We start from the raw sequence: 19,600 nt of genomic DNA on the forward strand, positions 1-19,600 counted from the left end.
CAAATTTTACCACCAATCTTATAATTTTCACCACACTATTCTACGATAGTGATAACATCTTTTCTATTGGTTTGACCGCTTTTTTCGCTATTTCAGGAGCCACTTCAACTGTTGGCCAACCAAATTTCAATGCATTGTATATCTTCTTGAGCGTATTCATCTTCATATACTCACACTCGTTGCAGCTGCAACCTACTCCACCCTCGCTTACCTCTGGAGGTACGGGATAGAAAATTACGTTAGGACAATTACGCTCCAGCTCATGCAGGATACCAGCCTCTGTAGCGATAATATACTCCTTGATTTCAGGATGCTCTTGGGCATAATGCAACATGGTGGCTGTAGAGCCCTTTACATCGGCTACAGCAAGTACTGGTGCCTTACACTCCAGGTGAGCCATCACAACAGCCTCAGGATGCTTCTGCTTCAGTTTAACGATAGCCTCTACAGAGAATTTCTCATGTACATGGCAACCACCGTTCCAAAGCAACATATTGCGGCCTGTAACGCTGTTTATATAGTTACCGAGATTATAGTCTGGACCAAAGATGATTTTTTCGTCCTGTGGGAAACTGTCAATTACCTTCTTAGCATTACCGCTTGTCACTACACAATCAGTCAGCGCCTTCACTGCAGCCGTGGTGTTTACATAACTCACAACCTTATATCCTGGATGCTCTTCCTTGTACTTTATCAAATCCTCAGCCTTACAGCTGTCAGCAAGCGAGCAACCAGCCTTCAAGTCAGGACAGATTACGGTTTTGTCAGGACTCAAGAGTTTGCATGTCTCAGCCATGAAGTGCACGCCACACATAACCATTACCTGGGCATCGGTTTCAGCTGCTTTACGAGCCAAAGCCAGAGAGTCGCCCACGAAGTCAGCAATGTCCTGAATCTCACCTACCGTATAGTAGTGGGCGAGGATAATAGCATCTTTCTCCTTGCAAAGCTTTCTGATTTCAGCTTTCAAGTCCAAGGCTTCGTCAACGGGTTCGTCAACGCATCCTTTCTCAATCCATTCTTTTTTCACCATAACATTCATATTATATTTCTTATTTTTTATTTTTTTTAAAAGAGAATATAGAGATGATGATATCCCGTGGATAAGTGGATAACATTCTGCATAAAAACTTGCGTATTTCGTTATCCAAGTCTTATTCCAGTTTATCCGCAGAGGCCTTTGAAATCTTTTTCTTGTCTCTTAATGCATTAACCGGTTTATCAACATTTCCCCAATTCGGTGCAAAGTTAATAAGTTTATATCTTTTTTCGGTCAAAAACTGCGAAAAAGTTTCTAAAAACTTAATAATATCTATGTGGATATCCTCTTTTCGTTGGTTTGAGATAGCTATGTGTGGATATTTACAAACTTATTAAAAAGTTATTATTGGGGTTTTCCGTACACTTATCCACGCTTTTGTGGAAAACAAAAAAGATGGTGTGGCATTAAGTCTGGATAATAGTTGGCGCATAACAGTTGACCACCGCATGCACAACAGCTGTTGGACATGCGCATATCAGCTGTTATGCAAGTGCACAACAGCTGTTGTGCGACCGATGATACTGACTATCTCAACAACATATTCTGTCTCTTCCAACAACATATCCTGTCTCTTCCAACAACATGAAGAGGGTGAATCATAAACTTATGATACACCCTCCTGGTCTGAGTTATTTATATGGTAGTTTTTGGTTATAGGGTTTTCATCTGTTTCTTTCTATTCTATACCTATTTATATATAGGTTTCTGATATATTATTATATATAGAAGTTCTGATTCCCTATCTTTTGTTCAAAACAGAATCAATTTTTTCTGTTACCAGTTCAGGAGAGATATTCTTCATACATGCGAAGTCTCCCCTAGCGCAAGGCTTGTTACCATAGATACTGCAAGGGCGGCAAGGTAAGTCAAGCTGTACGGCATTGGCAGGATCCTGATGCCAGCCCATGAAACCTGCGTATGGATGTGTAGCTCCCCAGATGCTTACTACAGGAGTGTTTACAAGCGATGCCAAGTGCATATTGGCACTATCCATGCTCACCATAACGTGCAGATGACTCATCAGGATGAGTTCCTGTTTCAATCCGTTAAGATGAGAAGAAGCGTTAATGAGCTGTGGATACTTCTCAGCCCAGTCGTTCATCACTGGTGTTTCGTCTTTGCCTCCACCGAAAAGGAAGATATGAGCGTGTGGATGATTGTGGATAAGTCGCTGGATAACTTTTTCCATCAGTTGTATCGGATATATTTTTCCCTCGTGTGCAGCGAAGGGAGCAATACCAATCCACGGCTCTGTTATGTGCTTGTCTTCTAGTGAGATAGAATTCTCTCCTACTCCGAATACCTCCTGTGGTAAGATACTTAAATCTCCTTGTTTTCCATCCCCATAGATAGATGTGAAATCCATGTGGATAGGATATCCAAGTTGTGCAAAAACATCAGCATAGTTTTGGAACGATGTAGGTTGCTGCACAAGTTTTTTACCATTAGAAGCTACCAGCTTGCGTTTTCCCTTGCGATGTTTGTCAATATGTGCTACCTTGAAGTTATCCAGATTGAAGCGCATACGCAGATAATCGGAACGCAGCACGCTATGTAAATCGGCAATTGCTGTAAACTGTTTGGCTATCAATCGGCGATAGAGTGCGTTGAGTCCTTTCACCCCTTTGTATTCCCCCTTGATATCAGCTTCCATAAATCCAACGTTAGGAGCCAAGTCTTCAAAGAAAGGACGGGCAAAGGGACGACTGAGCACAGTAATTCTTACTTTCGGGTATTGTTTGGCCAAAGATTGAATTACAGGTACGGTCATGGCAACATCGCCCATGGCTGAAAATCTAATTACCAGGATATGCTCAGTTTTCATCGTTTTTTTCTTCTATATATAATATAAGGTGAAAAAAGAGAGCCATACCTCTTATTATATAATAAGGTATATGCGCTCTCCTATTCTTTTTTTTATTTCTTGTAGAGTACAGGATTGGTTGAAGGATCGTTGTACATCTTCATCTGTCGGTAAACCTTCATGTATTTGCGTCCAGCCTCGATATCTTCCAAGAGTTGGTCGATAGCTGTAGAAAGGTCTACCTGCTGTTCCAGGAGTACATCCAGTTTGGCTTGGCATTTTGCTTTGTGCTCAGCCGAAGCTTCCGGGCGTTCCACCTGCTCCTTCATGTGATAAATCTTGAGGGCAAGAATACTCAAGCGGTCAACAGCCCATGCAGGACTCTCAGTGTTGATGCGTGCATCATCCTGAACCTTCACGTCTTTGTATGTTTCGCGGAAGTAAGTATCGATTTGCTCAACGAGGTCTGTTCTGTCCTGGTTGCTCTTGTCGATTCTGCGCTTCAATACGAGTGCTTCAGCCGGGTCTATCTGAGGATCACGGATAATATCCTCGAAATGCCACTGTACTGTGTCAATCCAACACTTCAGATAAAGGCAGTTCTCGATGCTACCTTCCTGGTACGGATTATTGATTGGTGTATCAATGTTGTCTTTGATATGATAATCGGCTATCGCCTGATTAAATATCTTATTGGCTTTTTCTGTAAATGTCATAATGGATTTAAATGTTTAATTAATACCGTACAAAAGTAACAAAATAATCTGAAACGACCAACAAAAAAGGAAAAAAAAGCCAAAAATATGCACAATTAGGGGGTGTTTGTGCACAATAATGCACTTTTTTCGCCAAAATATTTGTTTATCTCAAAAAAAAAGTGTTCCTTTGCACCCAGATTTTTAATTAGAAATTTATTTATAAACATTTTAAAAGTTACAATTATGTCAGAAATTGAAAGCAAAGTAAAGGCAATTATCGTTGATAAACTCGGTGTTGATGAGGCTGAAGTTAAGCCAGAGGCAAGCTTCACAAATGATCTTGGTGCAGATTCTTTGGATACTGTAGAGTTGATCATGGAGTTCGAGAAGGAGTTCTCTATCTCTATCCCAGACGATAAGGCTGAGAAGATTGCTACTGTAGGTGACGCTATCTCTTACATTGAGGAGAACGCTAAGTAATTTAGCAGCTAAATTATACTAAATGGAATTAAAAAGAGTTGTTGTAACAGGTCTCGGTGCTGTGACTCCAGTTGGTAATACTCCTGAGGAAACTTGGGAGAGCCTCCTTGCTGGTAAGAGCGGTGCTGCGCCTATTACTCATTTCGATACAACCCTTTTCAAGACCAAGTTCGCTTGCGAGGTTAAAGGCCTAAACATCAATGATTGGATTGATCGTAAGGAAGCTCGCAAGCTTGACCGTTATACCCAGTTGGCTATGATTGCTGCCATGCAGGGTGTAAAGGATGCTAATATCGATCTTGAGAAGGAAGACTTGAACAACGTTGGCGTTGTATTCGGTGTAGGTATCGGTGGTATCAAGACTTTCGAGGATGAGGTGAAGTACTATGGTACTCACGAGGAGAATGGTCCTAAGTTTAATCCATTCTTCATCCCTAAGATGATTGCAGATATCGCTTCTGGTCAGATTTCCATCCACTTTGGATTCCACGGACCAAATTACACTACTACATCTGCATGTGCTTCTTCAAGCAATGCATTGGCTGATGCCTTCAACCTGATTCGTTTGGGTAAGGCAAACATCATCGTTAGCGGTGGTGCAGAGGCTGCTATCTGCGCTTGTGGCGTAGGTGGTTTCAATGCTATGCATGCATTGTCAACACGTAATGATGACCCAGAGCATGCTTCACGTCCGTTCAGCGCAAGCCGTGATGGATTTATCATGGGCGAGGGTGCAGGTTGCTTGATTCTCGAGGAACTTGAGCACGCTAAGGCTCGTGGTGCGAAGATTTATGCTGAGATGGTAGGTGAGGGCGAGAGTGCCGATGCTTATCACATCACAGCATCTCATCCTGAGGGTCTTGGTGCTAAGCTCGTTATGGAGCGTGCACTTGCTGATGCCAATCTGAAGCCAGAGGACATTGACTATATCAATGTTCACGGTACATCTACCCACGTAGGTGATATCTCAGAGGCTAAGGCTATCAAGGCTGTCTTCGGTGATGCAGCTTACAAACTCAACATCAGTTCTACCAAGTCAATGACTGGTCACCTCCTTGGTGCTGCTGGTGCAGTAGAGGCTATGGCTTGTGTTCTTAGTGTGAAGAACGATATCGTTCCTCCTACTATCAACCACGAAGAGGGTGATGATGATCCAGAGCTCGATTACAACTTGAACTTTACCTTCAACAAAGCTCAGAAGCGTGAGGTTCGTGCTGCATTGAGTAATACTTTCGGATTCGGCGGTCACAACTGCTGTGTAGTATTTAAGAAGTATGCTGAATAATTTTATAGATAGGATAAAGCTCTCTTTCCGCAAGGATAAAGAGCTTTATTTGTCTTTATATGAAATCCTCGGTTTTTATCCTCACGACATCAGCTACTACAAGATGGCGCTGTTGCACAAGAGCATCATGCACCGCAATTCTAAGGGAAAACCAGTGAACAACGAGCGGTTGGAGTTCTTGGGTGATGCGGTTTTGGATGCTGTAGTAGGAGATATCGTGTACCAGCATTTCCCTGGCAAGCGTGAGGGATTCCTTACCAATACCCGAAGCAAGTTAGTGCAGCGTGATACGCTGAATAAACTGGCACAGGAAATGGGCATCAACCAGCTGATTCTTTCTAATGGCCACAGTTCTTCTCATAACAGTTATATGGGAGGAAATGCGTTCGAAGCTTTGGTAGGTGCCATTTATCTGGACCGTGGTTACGATGCCTGCATGTATTTTATGCAGAAACGTATTCTGGCACAAATGATAAACATCGATAAGGTGGCTTATAAGGAGGTTAACTTCAAGAGCAAACTCATCGAATGGAGCCAGAAAAACCGCGTGAAGCTGGATTTCGTTATGCTAGACCAGCAAAAAGACAAGAATGGTAGCCCGATTTTCACCTATCAGGTTGTACTCGAAGGTGTTGATGGTGGAGTAGGAAAGGGCTATTCCAAGAAGGAAAGCCAGCAGGTGGCTTCTAAGACTAGCTTGGAAAAACTGCGCAAAGAACCACAGTATATTGATGCTGTGTTCACAGCTAAGGCTAACCGCACCAAGATGGAAGAGGAACCTGTTGAAAACGTGCCTAACACAGAAGTGAAAGACGATTTCATCATCTCGCAGGATGCTGATGCACAAAACGCACCGGTAGAGGAGAAGCACATCAATGTTTTCAAAGAGGAGGTTTTCACAGAGAAATCTGCCGAAACTGCCCAGGAAACTGAAGTGCAGGTCGAGGTGAAGGATGAAAAGAAGGAGAGTGATGAGTTCGATTTGAGCGACATCACGGCTCAGCCTAAGGAATTATCAAGAGAAGAGATTATTGCCGCTGCCGAAGCGGCTGCTTTCGGTAACGATGAGTAAACTGTATCTCTTTTCGGATAGGAAATACGATTTAACAGAAGACTCCCATAAGATGGTAAATATCGCCACTTATGGGAGTCTTTTGTGTTGTATATTTCCTTTTTGTATACTTTATCTTACCCTTTTGTATTAAAAAATAGTAAAAACTTTCTCTATATCAAAAGTTTGATTTACTTTTGCATCTACTTAAATGATATATATCTAGATATGAGTTTAACAACGATAGTAAGTAACGTCTTCAAACCTCGGCAGAAGGAGTTGGAGAAGTATGTCTATGATGCAGAACATTTGCAGCATAAAGTGCTTATGCACCTTATAAATAAAGGAAAAAATACTGAATATGGTGTCAAGCATTTATTAAATACCACTAACAGTTATGATAAATTTGCACAGAATATTCCTGTCAATACCTACGAGGAGTTGAAGGGGGATATCGACCGTATGCGCCATGGCGAAAAGGATATTCTATGGCCGGGACTGGTAAAATGGTACGCCAAGTCATCTGGCACCACCAACGATAAGAGTAAGTTTATCCCGGTTTCTCATGATGGCTTGCATGGCATTCATTATGCCGGAGGCTTTGATGCCGTAGCCTATTATCTGTGCAATAATCCGAAGAGCAGACTCTTTGATGGCAAGAGCCTTATTTTAGGTGGAAGCCATTCGCCTAACTATAATGTGTCGGATAGTCTGGTGGGTGACCTGAGCGCTATCCTCATCGAAAATATCAATCCGCTTGCCAATTTGGTGCGTGTTCCTAAGAAGTCAACTGCTCTCCTGAGCGATTTCGAAGTGAAACGCGACCTTATTGCCCGCGAAACGATGAATAAGAACGTAACCAATATCTCGGGTGTTCCTAGCTGGATGCTTAGTGTGCTGGTGCGTGTCATGGAACTTTCCGGCAAGAAGCATCTGGAAGAGGTATGGCCTAATCTGGAGGTATTCTTCCATGGCGGTATTGCCTTTACTCCTTACCGCAAGCAGTATGAACAGCTCATCACTTCGCCGAACATGCATTATATGGAGACTTATAATGCCAGCGAGGGATTCTTCGGGCTGCAGGATGATCCGGCAGACCCAGCTATGTCGCTTATGATAGATTATGATGTATTCTACGAGTTTATCCCTATGGACGAATTCGGCAGCGAGAATCCTACCGTTGTGCCTCTCTGGGGTGTTGAGGTAGGCAAGAACTACGCTATGATCATCACCACTTCCTGTGGTTTGTGGCGCTATCTCATCGGCGATACGGTTCAGTTTACCAGCAAAAATCCTTATAAGTTTGTCATTACCGGCCGTACCAAGTACTTTATTAATGCATTTGGCGAGGAACTGATCATGGATAATGCCGAGAAGGGATTGGCTTATGCCTGCGAGAAGACGGGTGCTCAGATTTCTGATTATACCGCTGCGCCGGTTTATATGGACAGTAATGCCAAGTGCCGTCACCAGTGGCTCATAGAGTTCTCTCAGGAGCCAGCCAGCCTCGATGAATTTGCCAGTCTGTTAGACCAGAAGCTGCAGGAAATCAACAGCGATTACGAGGCCAAGCGCTTTCACGACGTTACCCTCCAGCATCTGGAGATAGTGAAGGCCAAGCCGGGACTCTTCAATGAATGGCTGAAGAGCAAGGGCAAGTTAGGTGGACAGCATAAGATTCCACGCTTGAGCAACAGCCGCAAGAACATTGATGAGATGCTCATGATGAACAAATAAAACAAGCTGCATGCTTCTTTCGCCTGAAGTTGAAGTGATGCTGCGATATTAAGAAGATATAAAGAATGATTCAATTGAACGACATAAAGAGCAAGTTGAAGGCAAATTCACTGTTTCTGCCTTTCTACGTCTTAGCTTTCCTCATGTTGGCATCCTGTGCCAAGATGGGACAGCCGGATGGTGGTTGGTTCGACGAAACTCCTCCTAAGGTGATTGGAGCTTCGCCAGCCGATAAGGGCGTAAATGTGAAGCAGAAGAAGGTGAATATCTATTTCGACGAATATATCAAGGTAGATAATCCTACCGAGAAAGTGGTTGTTTCGCCTCCGCAGCTCGAAGTGCCTGAAATCAAGGCTTCGGGCAAGCATATTCAGATTTCTCTGGTAGATTCGCTTAAGCCGAATACTACCTATACCATCGACTTTTCCGATGCCATCAGCGATAATAACGAGGGCAATCCGATGGGAAACTATACCTACAGTTTCTCTACCGGCGAGGTCATCGATACGATGGAGGTGTCGGGATATGTGCTCGAATCAGAGAATCTGGAGCCTATCAAGGGTATTCTGGTAGGTCTTTACGCTGATCATGCCGATTCAGCCTTTAAGACCAAGCCTATGCTGCGTGTAAGCCGTACCGATAGCCGTGGTCGCTTCGTCATAAAAGGTGTGGCTCCTGGCTCTTACCGCATCTATGCCCTGCAGGATATGGATGGCAACTATATGTTCAGTCAGAAAAGCGAAAAACTCGCTTTTTCTCATGATATTATCGTGCCATCAAGCAAGCCGGATGTACGACAGGATACTACATGGATTGATTCCTTGCATATCAAGTCGATAGATCAGGTTAATTATACTCATTTCCTACCGGATAATGTAGTGCTCCGTGCCTTTACCGAACTGGTTTCCGACCGCTTCTTCCTCAAGGCAGAGCGTCAGAAGGCCAACTGCTTCTCTCTCTATTACAGTTATGGTGATTCTATCCTGCCACAGATCAAGGGCTTGAATTTTAATGAGAAAGATGCCTTTATTCTGGAAAAATCGGAGAAGAACGATACGCTTACCTATTGGCTCAAGGATACGGCGCTGGTCAACCAGGATACACTGAATATAGAGCTTACTTACCGTATGACAGACAGTACGGGCGTGCTCCGCAACCAGACTGATACGCTCGAAATTCTTTCGAAGGAACCTTACGAAAAGCGTATGAAGGCGCAGGCTAAGGAACTGGAGAAATGGACCAAGAAGCAGGAAAAACTGAAGAAGAAGGGTGAACCTTATGATAGCGTGATGGCTGTAAAACCGCTTGATGTTCAGATGAGTGTCTCTTCTCAGCTCGATCCTGACAAGAATGTTATCTTCACCTTCAATACGCCGCTTGCCAAGGCCGATACGGCAGGCATTCATCTCTATGCCAAGCATGATACGCTATGGTATAGGGCACCGATGGAGTTTAAGCCGCTGGGCAACCGCAAGTATATTCTAAGAGGCGAGTGGCGTCCGGACATAGAATATAGTCTGGAGGTTGATTCTGCCGCGTTCCAGGACATCTACGGACTTGTATCTAAACCTGTGAAACAGGGTTTCAAGGTCAATTCTCTGGATACTTACGGCACGCTGCTCATTAATGTAACGAACGATTTCGACAATCATCCGCTCCTCGTTCAGCTACTCAATGCGCAGGATCAGGTGGTGAAAGAAGTGAAGGCAGTGAACGGAGTAGCCGAATTCTATTATCTCAAGCCGGAGAAGTATTACATGCGTCTGATAGTAGACTGCAACGGCAACGGCAAGTGGGATACAGGCTGCTATGATAAGGATGAACAGGCAGAAGAGGTGTATTACTATCCAGACGTGATAGAATGCAAGGCTAAATGGGATTTAACCGAGAGTTGGGATCCTACGGCCCGTGAACTTTCCCGTCAGAAGCCTGGTGTCATTACCAAGCAGAAGCCTGATAAAGAAAAGAAAGTTAAGAACCAAAATGCGCAACGTGCCAAGAAACTTGGCATCGAGTACATTCCTAAATTATAAAGAGTTATGAAAACGATCAAATCATTTGGGATTGCATTATTGCTACTTCTGGTCAGCACTACGGTGTCTGCCCAGTGTACCTTCCGTAATACAGCCTTCAAGTCGGGTGAGTTCCTTACTTACAATCTGTATTACAATTGGAAGTTTGTTTGGGTAAAAGCTGGTAATGCCAGTATGTCTATCGTCCAAACCACCCGTCATGGTAAGCCTGCTTATCGCGGTTCTCTTGTTACAAGAGGCAATAAGCGTGTAGATGATATCTTTGTGCTTCGCGATACTCTGCTCTGCTACAGCGGCACCGATCTGGCGCCTATGTATTTCCGTAAGGGAGCTCACGAGGGCAAGCGCTATACGGTAGATGAGGTATTCTACAGCTATTCTGGCGGTAGGTGTAATCTCAAACAGCATCGTCAGCAGCATGATGGTAAGCATGTATGGAAGAATGCCACTTACGATGATTGTGTTTTTGACATGATGAACATCTTCCTGCGTGCCCGCAGTTTCAATCCTGCCAACTGGAAGAAGGGTTATACCGTAAAATTCCCTATTGCTGATGGAAAGAACCGCACTCCAGCTCAGATAAAGTTTGATGGTAAGGTTACCATCAAGGCAGATAATGGTGTGAAGTACCGTTGCCTGCGCCTTGCCTATATGGAGTATGAGAATCGCAAGTATAAGAGAATCGTAGATTTCTATGTAACCGATGATGATAATCATATTCCTATCCGTTTGGATATGTTCCTCAAGTTTGGTGCTGCCAAGGCATTCCTCGTAGGAATGAAGGGTGTGAGAAATCCGGTTTCTTCTATCGTGAAATAAGATAAAACAAAGCTCTCGGTGCATGATGCATCGGGAGCTTTGTTATTAATATGGCTGTGCAAGCTGATTATTTCGGCAGCGATATGGTGAACTCCGACCATTTGCCTTTTTCGCTCTTTACGCTTACTTTGCCGCCATGGGCATTGATAACCTGCAGCACGTAGTTCAGACCGATACCGAAGCCGCCACGGGTCTTCCGGGCGTCTCTTTCGTGCTCAGCAGCACGCTCAAAGCGGTTGAAGATTGTTTTCATCTCACTTCTGGCTATGCCGATACCCTCATCGTATATCTTGATATATACATTTCTTTCATTCTCGGAGGTGGAAATCTGAATGTTGATTTCTTCCTTCGAGTATTTGGTGGCGTTATCTACTATATTGCTGATAGCCTCCTTCAGATATTCCTCATCTGCCAGTGCCGAAGTGGCTCCGAATAGGGTGGTGATATGAATCGGTTTCGCCGATTTCGCCTTGTATTTATCCACCACATCCTCTATCATCGCCTCCAGATCTATTTTAGCCTTCTGGATACTCAGTTTACCATGTTCCAGTTTTGAGATGGTAAGCAGGCGGTTGATGAGAGCAAGCAGATGCTGTGCCTCGTCTTCTACGATACAGAAATATTTCTCCTTCATTTCCGGCTTCTTCTCCAGTACGCCGCTGTGCAGATATTTGGTTCCCATGATGATAGAGGTGAGCGGCGACTTCATGTCGTGAACCATTGCATAGGAGAAATCCTCGCGCAGCAGGCGAACCCTTTCCTGCTCATCAATATAGTTGATTTGGTCGATAAGGCTCAGAATAATGACCACCATGGTGAGTAGAGAAGTGATTAGGGTGATGCGACTCTGGTAGAGTGCCGAGAAAAAGGCATGCGCCCTCACATCGGCTGCCAGACTCCAGGGATTATCGTAGCCCATCTGGTGAACGCTCATCTGGAATGAGTTGTATATCCAGAAAAGTTGCATGCATAGTACGGCTACCAGCGCTATCGTACCGAGCATTTTGGTTCTGTTTGCCTTCATAATCAGGTGGTTTTAGTATTCTTTTTCTTCCTCATCCTCTTGTATCAGCAATGGTTCTATATTCTTCTTGAGAAGATAGAATCCATAGCCCATCATGCCCAGTCCCAGGATGCATACTAGGATGGTAACCCTGTTGCTGCCCAGGTTGATCGGAACCATATTGGATATGAGATAAACCGCGAATATAACGATGGAACTTCGGGTTTTGCAGTAAAGCCAGAAACCGTATAAGGTGCACGGGAGGGCTGCCAGGACGTAAAATATCCAGAGTGCCATTCCCTCGCCCGAACCTGCTGTCAGCGTAGTTGGCATAATCATGAGCAAGTATACAAGCAGAACGACCCATTTCTTCTTTCCGCTTTTCAGAAGTTCTTCCAGAATAGCACCATAGAAAACGTAGGCTGAGATAAATGTGCCTACCAGCATCAGTGGAAGAATCTGGAAAAAGCCGAACTGGCTCATTTCTTTAGGTATAAAATGAATGCCTAAGTAGCTCATCAGGGCATAATAGGCGATGGTAAAGCCCAGCATCGGCATAGAGCCGTAGAGCATGAGTTGCCATTTGCTCTCTGGCTTTACCTTGCCAAGCGTAAAACTCGAAAACTTGCCTTTATGAAAGGTAAACCAGATGATGAGTGTAGCTATCAGGGTGAAAGCTATGATGAAAGGAAACGTTTCTGTTATAGTCATATCTCCCTTGCTGTTGCCTGGCATGTGATCACTACCTATATAGGCATAATACAGGCCAAAGCAGAAACCGCTTATCAGGATAGTGATGAAAAATTCAGCTATCAGGAGAAAGAAGTATAGTATCGCTTTTAACATATATGTTTGTCTTTAATAATCTGTTTTCTTTTCTATCATTCCGTATAGAGATGATTCGTTTTACTGATATCCTGAGGCTTGAGATGCGTCTATTCTGCGATGAGTTTGAATCCCACACCTCTGATGGTTTTCAGTTCTACGCCCGGTTCGTCTTCCAGCGCTGTGCGGATTTTCTTGATGAATACATCCAAACTTCTGGAAGCAAAATAGTCTTTGTCTTCCACTCCCCAGAACCGGCTCAATACGGCTTCGCGGCGCACCACCTCGTTTTTGTTTACTGCCAGCAGTTCCAGAATCTTTGCCTCTCGTGCGGTGAGCATTTTCTGTTTACCATCTTGCGTATCTTTCAGAGTAGCATGGTCGGCTTCTAGAATGTATTTACCCAGTTTTATCTGGTTGCTGGAGTTTTCGCTGCGGGCTCCGGCTTTCAGTTGGAGCAGGCTATGTATATGAGCATCAAGTTCTTCCGGAATAAACGGTTTCTTCACATAGTTGTTGGCCCCGGCGGCATAACCTGCCTTCAGGTCTTTCGGCGAGGTGAGTCCGGTGGTAAACAGAATTATGGTTTTTCCGTCAACCTCGCGTATTTTCTTCACCATTTCTATTCCGTCCATGATGGGCATGTCGATATCAGATACGATAACATCGGGCTGAAAGTCTTGCCACACCTTCAGTCCTTCCTTGCCGTTTACGGCGGTTTTCACCTCATATCCTCCGATGATATCTTCGAAGCAACTTTTCTCCATATAGGCGAGGTTTTCATCATCCTCTACCAGGAGCAGTTTAGTATTTGCCATAATCTTTTCAGTTTTTGATGATTACAGTTGCAAAGATACATTTTTTTTGTGAAAGAGCCATATAAAGAGGTGGAGATTAACTTAAAGATAACATTCATTCCTGAACTTTTGAAGGTACTATGGATTAGGAACGGGGAGTGATTAGGGGCGGGTATAAATTAGGTACGGATTACGCGGATTACACGGATTTATGGCGCAACTGCTAATAAACCATATCATAATCTCTAATAAAGAGTCGTGTAATCTGTGTAATCCGTGCCTAAATAATTATTGCTTGTCCGAGTCGATGAGGGCGAGTAGATGCTCTACTGCCACCTCCTGCGGAATATTCTTTTCTACGCAAACCTGCTTGCGGTAGAGGCTTACTCGGTTAGGACCGGCACCTACGTAGCCGTAGTCGGCATCCGCCATTTCGCCTGGACCATTCACGATACAGCCCATAATACCTATCTTCAGACCCTTGAGATGCTTGGTTGCCTCCTTTATCTTGGCGATGGTTTCACGAAGATCGTAGAGGGTTCTGCCGCATCCCGGACAACTGATATACTCGGTCTTGCTGGTGCGCAGACGGGCTGCCTGAAGTATTCCGAAAGCGGTTTCATCTATTGTCTGGGCAGGGATGTCTCCATTGTTCATCAGCCAGATACCATCGGTCAGACCATCAATCATCAAGGCTCCCATATCAGCAGCAGCCTCCAGCTGGAAGTCGCTCTTCTCCTCCTTGCCGTGCTGGTACATCTCGGCGAAAACCACAGGGTTCTTCAAGCCGGCATTCATCATCTCGTGAACCAATGCACGCTGGTCGCCCAGGCGGTTCTGATGATTGCTTACGCAGATAACCACCACCTCAGGATGAGCCTTCAGACAGGCGATATATTCCTCGGCAGGAGTTCCAAACTGCAGGGTGAGGAACTTCACGTCTGCCTTGATGCTGGCGATGAGCGGCATTGCCATGGCAGGGAAGATAGGGTAGAGCTTGGCACCAGTCGTCTCTGGCTTGCTGTTCAGCGTCTCGTAAACGTTGTAATCTATGATGTAGCTCTGGCCAGCCACAAACTGCTTAGGCATCTTGCCGCCGATGTATATATAGTCTGGAGTAGCATCCTTGTTCTCACAAATGGTGCTCTCGCCGTTGATTCGGTTGCTGATGACTACAGGAACGTGGCTGCCGCCGATATTGCCTACAGCCACGGTTTCGCGGCGGGTAGGGCGCAGCCAGTCGAATGAAGGACAAGCTGCGGCAGGAATCATCAGATGCCCCTTCTTCTTGCCGATGTAATCTACCAGATGGCGTGCCACAGGAATCTCTGCAGCCGGTTCCTCGCTCAGGCTTACACGAACGGTATCGCCGATGCCATCAGCCAGGAGGGCACCGATACCTACGGCACTCTTGATTCTGCCATCTTCGCCTTCGCCGGCTTCGGTTACGCCGAGGTGGAGTGGGTAGTTCATGCCTTCCTTCTCCATTTCTTCTACCAGGAGGCGCATGGAGCGAACCATCACTACGGTGTTGGATGACTTGATGCTGATAACCACATCGTGGAATTTCTCCTTCTTGCAGATGCGCAGGAACTCGAGACAGCTCTCTACGATGCCCTCTGGCGTATCGCCATAGCGGTTGCGGATGCGGTCGGAGAGTGAACCATGATTCACACCGATGCGGATGGCAGTATGATGTTCCTTGCAGATGTTGAGGAAAGGTACGAAGCGATCCTCAATCTTCTGAAGTTCGTGGGCATACTCCTCGTCGGTATATTCCTGCTTGATGAACTTGCGGGCAGGATCCACGTAGTTGCCAGGATTGACGCGCACTTTCTCGCAATAGAGAGCAGCCACGTCGGCAACGTTAGGATTGAAGTGAACATCGGCTACGAGCGGAGTCTGATAGCCGTCGGCACGGATGCCGGCATTGATGTTTTTCATGTTCTCTGCCTCGCGGGAACCCTGAGTGGTGAAGCGCACCAGCTCGCCACCAGCCTTGATAATCTCTTCAGCCTGTTGAACGCAAGCCTCAGTATCATTGGTGTTGGTGGTGGTCATCGACTGGATGCGGATAGGATTATCGCCACCCAGGTCGATGGCTCCGATATGTGCCACAGAAGAGGCACGGCGGGTATAATTGAATAAATCTACCATAATATATAAGATAAGATATGCCCCAAAAGAATGGGGCATATCACATATTAGATTAATTACACTTGAAGTCGTATTTCACCTCAGCCAGGTCCTTGTTGGCCTTCTCGATCTTGGCACCGAGACCCGCCTTCCAAGCCTCTACCTTCTGAGCCACTTCCTCGTCGGCAAGAGCAATCATTTCAGCAGCGAGGATGGCAGCGTTCTGAGCCGCATTCACACCAACAGTAGCTACAGGAATGCCAGGAGGCATCTGGATGATGCTGAGCATGGCATCAAGACCATCGAGCATACCCTTGATAGGCACGCCGATTACTGGCAGAGGAGTAGATGCCGCGATAACACCAGGAAGGGCGGCAGCCATACCGGCAGCGGCGATGATAACCTTTACGCCACGCTCCTTGGCTCCCTTGGCGAATGACTCTACTGCATCTGGAGTGCGGTGAGCAGAGAGGGCATTAACCTCAAAAGGAATCTGGTTGTCGTTCAACCACTTACATGCTTTTTCCATAACAGGCAGATCGCTTGTACTGCCCATAATAATGCTTACTAATGGTTTCATTTCTTCTTATATTTTATTATAAACTTTATATTACCAATATAGCACAGGCGGTGCCTATCAGAAATCCTGCAACTACCTGTGACAGCGTATGTTGTCGGAGTATCATGCGGGCACTTCCTACTGCGCCTGCCATCATCAGCACAAGGCAGAGCCACCACAGCGGATTGAAATTGAAGGCTACAGAATAAGACACCAGAGCTCCTGCCACACCTCCGATGGCTGCCGTATGGGTGCTGATCTTCCACCATACATTGATGAAGGCGCAAATCATCTGTATCGCCAGCGCTACCACTACGATGATACTGATGACGCGAGGCGTATTGCGGTATTCCATCCAGAAAAAACAGCCGAAGTAACATACGATAGAGAGGATGTAAGGCACAATACGACGCTCCTTCTTGCCCAGCTCACGCGAGGTCCAGCCTTGAACCATGCGGTAGAGGTGGATGAGTAGCGATGGAGCTACGACGGTCAGGAGGTAGACCATGCCCAGCATCACCAGTTTGTATCCTATCGGTAACAGCGACATATAACTGAAGATGAACAGAGCAATCAGTCCTACCATCGGCAGATAGAAGGGCGTGAAGATCATGCTCATGATGCGTGCTGTCAATATGATATTCTTCTCTTTCATAACACTAATAACGTATATATTCTTTTTATCTCTCAAATATTTTGTGGTGGGCCCCGGTTTCTTCCTGACTCATACCACTATCTTATTTCCTGAGTCGTGCCACCGGTATGCCCAGTTGTTCCCTATATTTTGCCACCGTACGTCGTGCGATAGGGAATCCCTTCTCCTTCAGCAGTTTGGCGAGTGCATCATCGCTGATTGGCTTTTTCTTGTCTTCTTTCTCGATGATGTCGTGCAGGGCAATCTTGATTTTGCGGGTAGACATCTCTTCGCCGTCTTCAGTGGTGTAGCTGTCTGTGAAGAAGAACTTCAGCGGGAAGGTGCCCCATTTAGTCTGGGCATACTTCACGTTGCTCACTCTCGAGATGGTACTGATGTCCAGTCCCGTGCGTTCTGCTACATCCTTCAGGATCATCGGTTTCAGGTCAGCCTCGTCTCCATCCAGGAAGAACTGCCGCTGTATGTCGATAATTGCCTTCATGGTGACGATGAGGGTATGTCTTCTCTGCTTGATGGCTTCGATGAATCCCTGTGCCTTGTCCACCTTTTCCTTGGCGTAGAGCAGGGCTTCCTTGTCGCTCCGGCTCATCTTGTCTTTATGCTTCCTGTAGGTGTCAATCATGTCGGTGAATGATGGCGAAACCGTCAGTTGCGGAATGTTGCCACGGTTCAGCGAGAATGTAATCGTTCCGTCGTCATTGGTGTCGATGATGAAGTCGGGGGTAATCTGCTGCATGTTTCTTCCCTCTGTTTCGCCCATCGATGCGCCCGGTTTCGGGTTCAGCTTTCTGATTTCTGCCTGCAGGGTTTCTACCTGTGTATCGTTCAGTTCCAGTCCTGCCTTGATCTTGTCCCAATGTTTCTTGGTAAACTCGTCAAAATAGTCAGTAAACACCTCTTCCATCGTCTTGCGGAGCACACCTCTCGGCAGTCTCTTAACCTGCAGCAGGAGGCATTCCTGCAGACTTCTTCCTCCTACACCGGCTGGGTCGAAGGTCTGTAGAATGTGGAGCACGTGCTCGATGTCTTTTTCCGTAACATCGATGTTGTGATAGATAGCGAGTTCATCGCAGATGCTGTCCAGGTCCTTGCGGAGCAGTCCGTCGTCATCCAGTGAACCTATGAGATATTCCATTACTTCCTTCTCCTTGTCGCTGAGCGGCTGCATGTCCATCTGTTCCTTCAGCTTATCATAGAAAGAGGTGGTGTCACCGTAAACCATTTCTTCGTAGTCAGCGCTGTCCTGGTTGTTGTATCTGTCTGTATTGTAGTCAGGCATCTGGTCGTCTTTTCCGATGCTTTCCAGTGCCTGGTCCAGTTCGTCTTTTCTTTCTTCTTTTTCAGATTCAGCCTCGTAGGCATCCTCATCGCTGCTGTTGTCGTACTCATCATCTGCGGGCGAATCATCATTGGCGACATTCTCGTTGAGCATGTCGTCTGGGTTCTCGCTTTCCAGAGCGGGATTATCGTCCAGTTCTGCATTGATACTGTCTTCCAGTTCCGTGAGCGGCATTTCCAACAGTTTCACCTGCAGCATTTGCTGGGCTGAAAGTCTTTGAAGTTGCTGTAACTTCTGTGCCTGTGTCTGTATGAGTTTTTGAGCCATAATTACTTAAAATATTCTTTTAGTTCGTTGGCAAGCTGGTAAAGCTTGTCTGGATTTCCGTTTCCATATTGGTGCCAGATGTCGCTGCATGCTTCTAGCAGCGGGTGTATCAGCACATCTTCGCGGTTGAGATAGGGGTCGCAGTACATGAATACGCCCATCGCATCGGCAATGACCTTCGGTGATGTCCTGATGAGTTTTCCCAGGTCGATGATTTCCGGTGTTTCCGGCACCATGGTGATTGGCGTAAGCTGGAAGTAGAGATCGAGGATGATGATGAGTTTCACGGGGGTGAGCGATGGTTCACTTTCCAGTGGTTCCCAGTTTTTCTCGAATGTTTCCTTCACTTCCACTCCCTCGAAGAACTGTATGGCGTTTCCGCAGCCGTTCATCTGCCTGATGCGCTGTATATCGCGCTTCAGTTTCTGTGGCTTATCGGCATATTTCTCCCATAGTCGCTTGATTCTCGGAGTCACCATTCTGAGTTTGAACATCTGTTCGTGCAGAAACTCAGGTGGAATATGCAGTTCCAGGCTCAAGTCGACCATCCCTTTCGAATAGAGAGGTTTCACGCCCATGGGCTTCTTCTGGTACAGCTGCAACAGCAGGAGCCAGTATTCTTCGTTCCAGAGAGGATGTCTTGCCATAATTTCTTATCTTTATATATCTTCTGCAAAATTACGACTTTTCGTTGGTAAAACAAAATAATTTGGCGGTTATTTTTTCTCAAACTGAACTTTCTCCAGTCTAGGAGTAAATGAGTTAAGTACTTTAAGGAGTTATGGCTATAGTCTTTGGCAAAGTTTTTATGTAGTAATACATATGTCCTAGCTCCTTTACCTAGGGGATAAAATAATGAGCGCAACTTCGAATGATTTCGAAATTGCGCTCTTCTAATACGATATTCCCAAATTTTTCATAACTCAAGGGCTTTTTGTTACCCCTTCCATTACGAAGCCCGAAGCAGCAATTCTGCTCAGGCGTCATCTTTGGTTATCCCATACATTTGATCTTTTTACCTTCAACTCACCTGTTGAAATTATCCTGTTGTCCTTGAATAAACAATCTTT

Annotated in this window: 17 protein-coding genes; 6 read left to right on the forward strand and 11 right to left on the reverse strand. The window is 45.6% G+C overall.

The window, feature by feature from the left end:
• Positions 1 to 40: 40 nt before the first annotated feature.
• The 3 genes from nadA to NQ544_RS11630 all read right to left on the reverse strand — a co-directional run bounded on the left by nadA (position 41) and on the right by NQ544_RS11630 (position 3,562).
• On the reverse strand, positions 41 to 1,033 hold the full coding sequence (gene nadA, locus NQ544_RS11620) for a quinolinate synthase NadA (RefSeq protein ID WP_040553419.1): 993 nt from the start codon (positions 1,031 to 1,033) through the stop codon (positions 41 to 43).
• A gap of 748 nt (positions 1,034 to 1,781) precedes the next feature.
• Positions 1,782 to 2,867: a glycosyltransferase family 9 protein gene (locus tag NQ544_RS11625; protein WP_006848238.1), complete on the reverse strand. Its 1,086-nt coding sequence runs from the start codon at positions 2,865 to 2,867 to the stop codon at positions 1,782 to 1,784.
• Positions 2,868 to 2,959: 92 nt separating this feature from the next.
• Positions 2,960 to 3,562: a DUF4254 domain-containing protein gene (locus tag NQ544_RS11630; protein ID WP_006848239.1), complete on the reverse strand. Its 603-nt coding sequence runs from the start codon at positions 3,560 to 3,562 to the stop codon at positions 2,960 to 2,962.
• 225 nt (positions 3,563 to 3,787) lie between these two features.
• Between NQ544_RS11630 and NQ544_RS11635 the strand changes: the two genes are divergently transcribed.
• The 6 genes from NQ544_RS11635 to NQ544_RS11660 all read left to right on the forward strand — a co-directional run bounded on the left by NQ544_RS11635 (position 3,788) and on the right by NQ544_RS11660 (position 10,949).
• Complete coding sequence (locus tag NQ544_RS11635; protein WP_006848240.1) at positions 3,788 to 4,024, forward strand: acyl carrier protein; 237 nt, start codon at positions 3,788 to 3,790, stop codon at positions 4,022 to 4,024.
• Positions 4,025 to 4,046: 22 nt separating this feature from the next.
• Entirely contained in the window at positions 4,047 to 5,309 is a 1,263-nt protein-coding gene (gene fabF / locus NQ544_RS11640) for a beta-ketoacyl-ACP synthase II (protein WP_006848241.1), read from the forward strand.
• Positions 5,299 to 6,381, forward strand: a complete 1,083-nt coding sequence (gene rnc, locus NQ544_RS11645) for a ribonuclease III (protein WP_006848242.1) — start codon at positions 5,299 to 5,301, stop codon at positions 6,379 to 6,381. The genes fabF and rnc overlap by 11 nt, the downstream gene beginning before the upstream one ends.
• A 207-nt stretch (positions 6,382 to 6,588) precedes the next feature.
• Positions 6,589 to 8,097, forward strand: coding sequence for a GH3 auxin-responsive promoter family protein (locus NQ544_RS11650; protein ID WP_006848243.1), 1,509 nt, complete (start codon positions 6,589 to 6,591; stop codon positions 8,095 to 8,097).
• A 65-nt stretch (positions 8,098 to 8,162) separates the two neighbouring features.
• Positions 8,163 to 10,130, forward strand: coding sequence for an Ig-like domain-containing domain (locus NQ544_RS11655; RefSeq protein ID WP_006848244.1), 1,968 nt, complete (start codon positions 8,163 to 8,165; stop codon positions 10,128 to 10,130).
• Positions 10,131 to 10,136: 6 nt separating this feature from the next.
• Positions 10,137 to 10,949, forward strand: a complete 813-nt coding sequence (locus NQ544_RS11660) for a DUF3108 domain-containing protein (protein WP_006848245.1) — start codon at positions 10,137 to 10,139, stop codon at positions 10,947 to 10,949.
• Between the two features lie 67 nt (positions 10,950 to 11,016).
• Here NQ544_RS11660 and NQ544_RS11665 read toward each other — a convergent pair whose 3' ends face one another.
• From NQ544_RS11665 to NQ544_RS11700, 8 genes are all read right to left on the reverse strand, one after another.
• Positions 11,017 to 11,973 (reverse strand): sensor histidine kinase, encoded by a 957-nt coding sequence (locus tag NQ544_RS11665; RefSeq protein ID WP_006848246.1) that lies wholly within the window; start codon positions 11,971 to 11,973, stop codon positions 11,017 to 11,019.
• Between the two features lie 12 nt (positions 11,974 to 11,985).
• Positions 11,986 to 12,798, reverse strand: coding sequence for a hypothetical protein (locus NQ544_RS11670; RefSeq protein ID WP_006848247.1), 813 nt, complete (start codon positions 12,796 to 12,798; stop codon positions 11,986 to 11,988).
• Between the two features lie 89 nt (positions 12,799 to 12,887).
• Positions 12,888 to 13,595: a response regulator transcription factor gene (locus NQ544_RS11675; RefSeq protein ID WP_006848248.1), complete on the reverse strand. Its 708-nt coding sequence runs from the start codon at positions 13,593 to 13,595 to the stop codon at positions 12,888 to 12,890.
• A 267-nt stretch (positions 13,596 to 13,862) separates the two neighbouring features.
• The gene (locus NQ544_RS11680; RefSeq protein WP_040553395.1) at positions 13,863 to 15,731 is read right to left on the reverse strand and encodes a 4-hydroxy-3-methylbut-2-en-1-yl diphosphate synthase; all 1,869 of its coding nucleotides are present in this window, start codon (positions 15,729 to 15,731) and stop codon (positions 13,863 to 13,865) included.
• Between the two features lie 52 nt (positions 15,732 to 15,783).
• Positions 15,784 to 16,290 (reverse strand): 5-(carboxyamino)imidazole ribonucleotide mutase, encoded by a 507-nt coding sequence (purE, locus tag NQ544_RS11685; protein ID WP_006848250.1) that lies wholly within the window; start codon positions 16,288 to 16,290, stop codon positions 15,784 to 15,786.
• 25 nt (positions 16,291 to 16,315) lie between these two features.
• Positions 16,316 to 16,924, reverse strand: a complete 609-nt coding sequence (locus tag NQ544_RS11690) for a phosphatase PAP2 family protein (protein ID WP_006848251.1) — start codon at positions 16,922 to 16,924, stop codon at positions 16,316 to 16,318.
• Between the two features lie 82 nt (positions 16,925 to 17,006).
• Positions 17,007 to 18,530 (reverse strand): RNA polymerase factor sigma-54, encoded by a 1,524-nt coding sequence (gene rpoN / locus NQ544_RS11695; RefSeq protein WP_006848252.1) that lies wholly within the window; start codon positions 18,528 to 18,530, stop codon positions 17,007 to 17,009.
• A gap of 2 nt (positions 18,531 to 18,532) precedes the next feature.
• The gene (locus tag NQ544_RS11700) at positions 18,533 to 19,177 is read right to left on the reverse strand and encodes a hypothetical protein (RefSeq protein WP_006848253.1); all 645 of its coding nucleotides are present in this window, start codon (positions 19,175 to 19,177) and stop codon (positions 18,533 to 18,535) included.
• Positions 19,178 to 19,600 lie beyond the last annotated feature (423 nt).

Source organism: Segatella copri DSM 18205, assembly GCF_025151535.1.
GTDB lineage: Bacteria > Bacteroidota > Bacteroidia > Bacteroidales > Bacteroidaceae > Prevotella > Prevotella copri.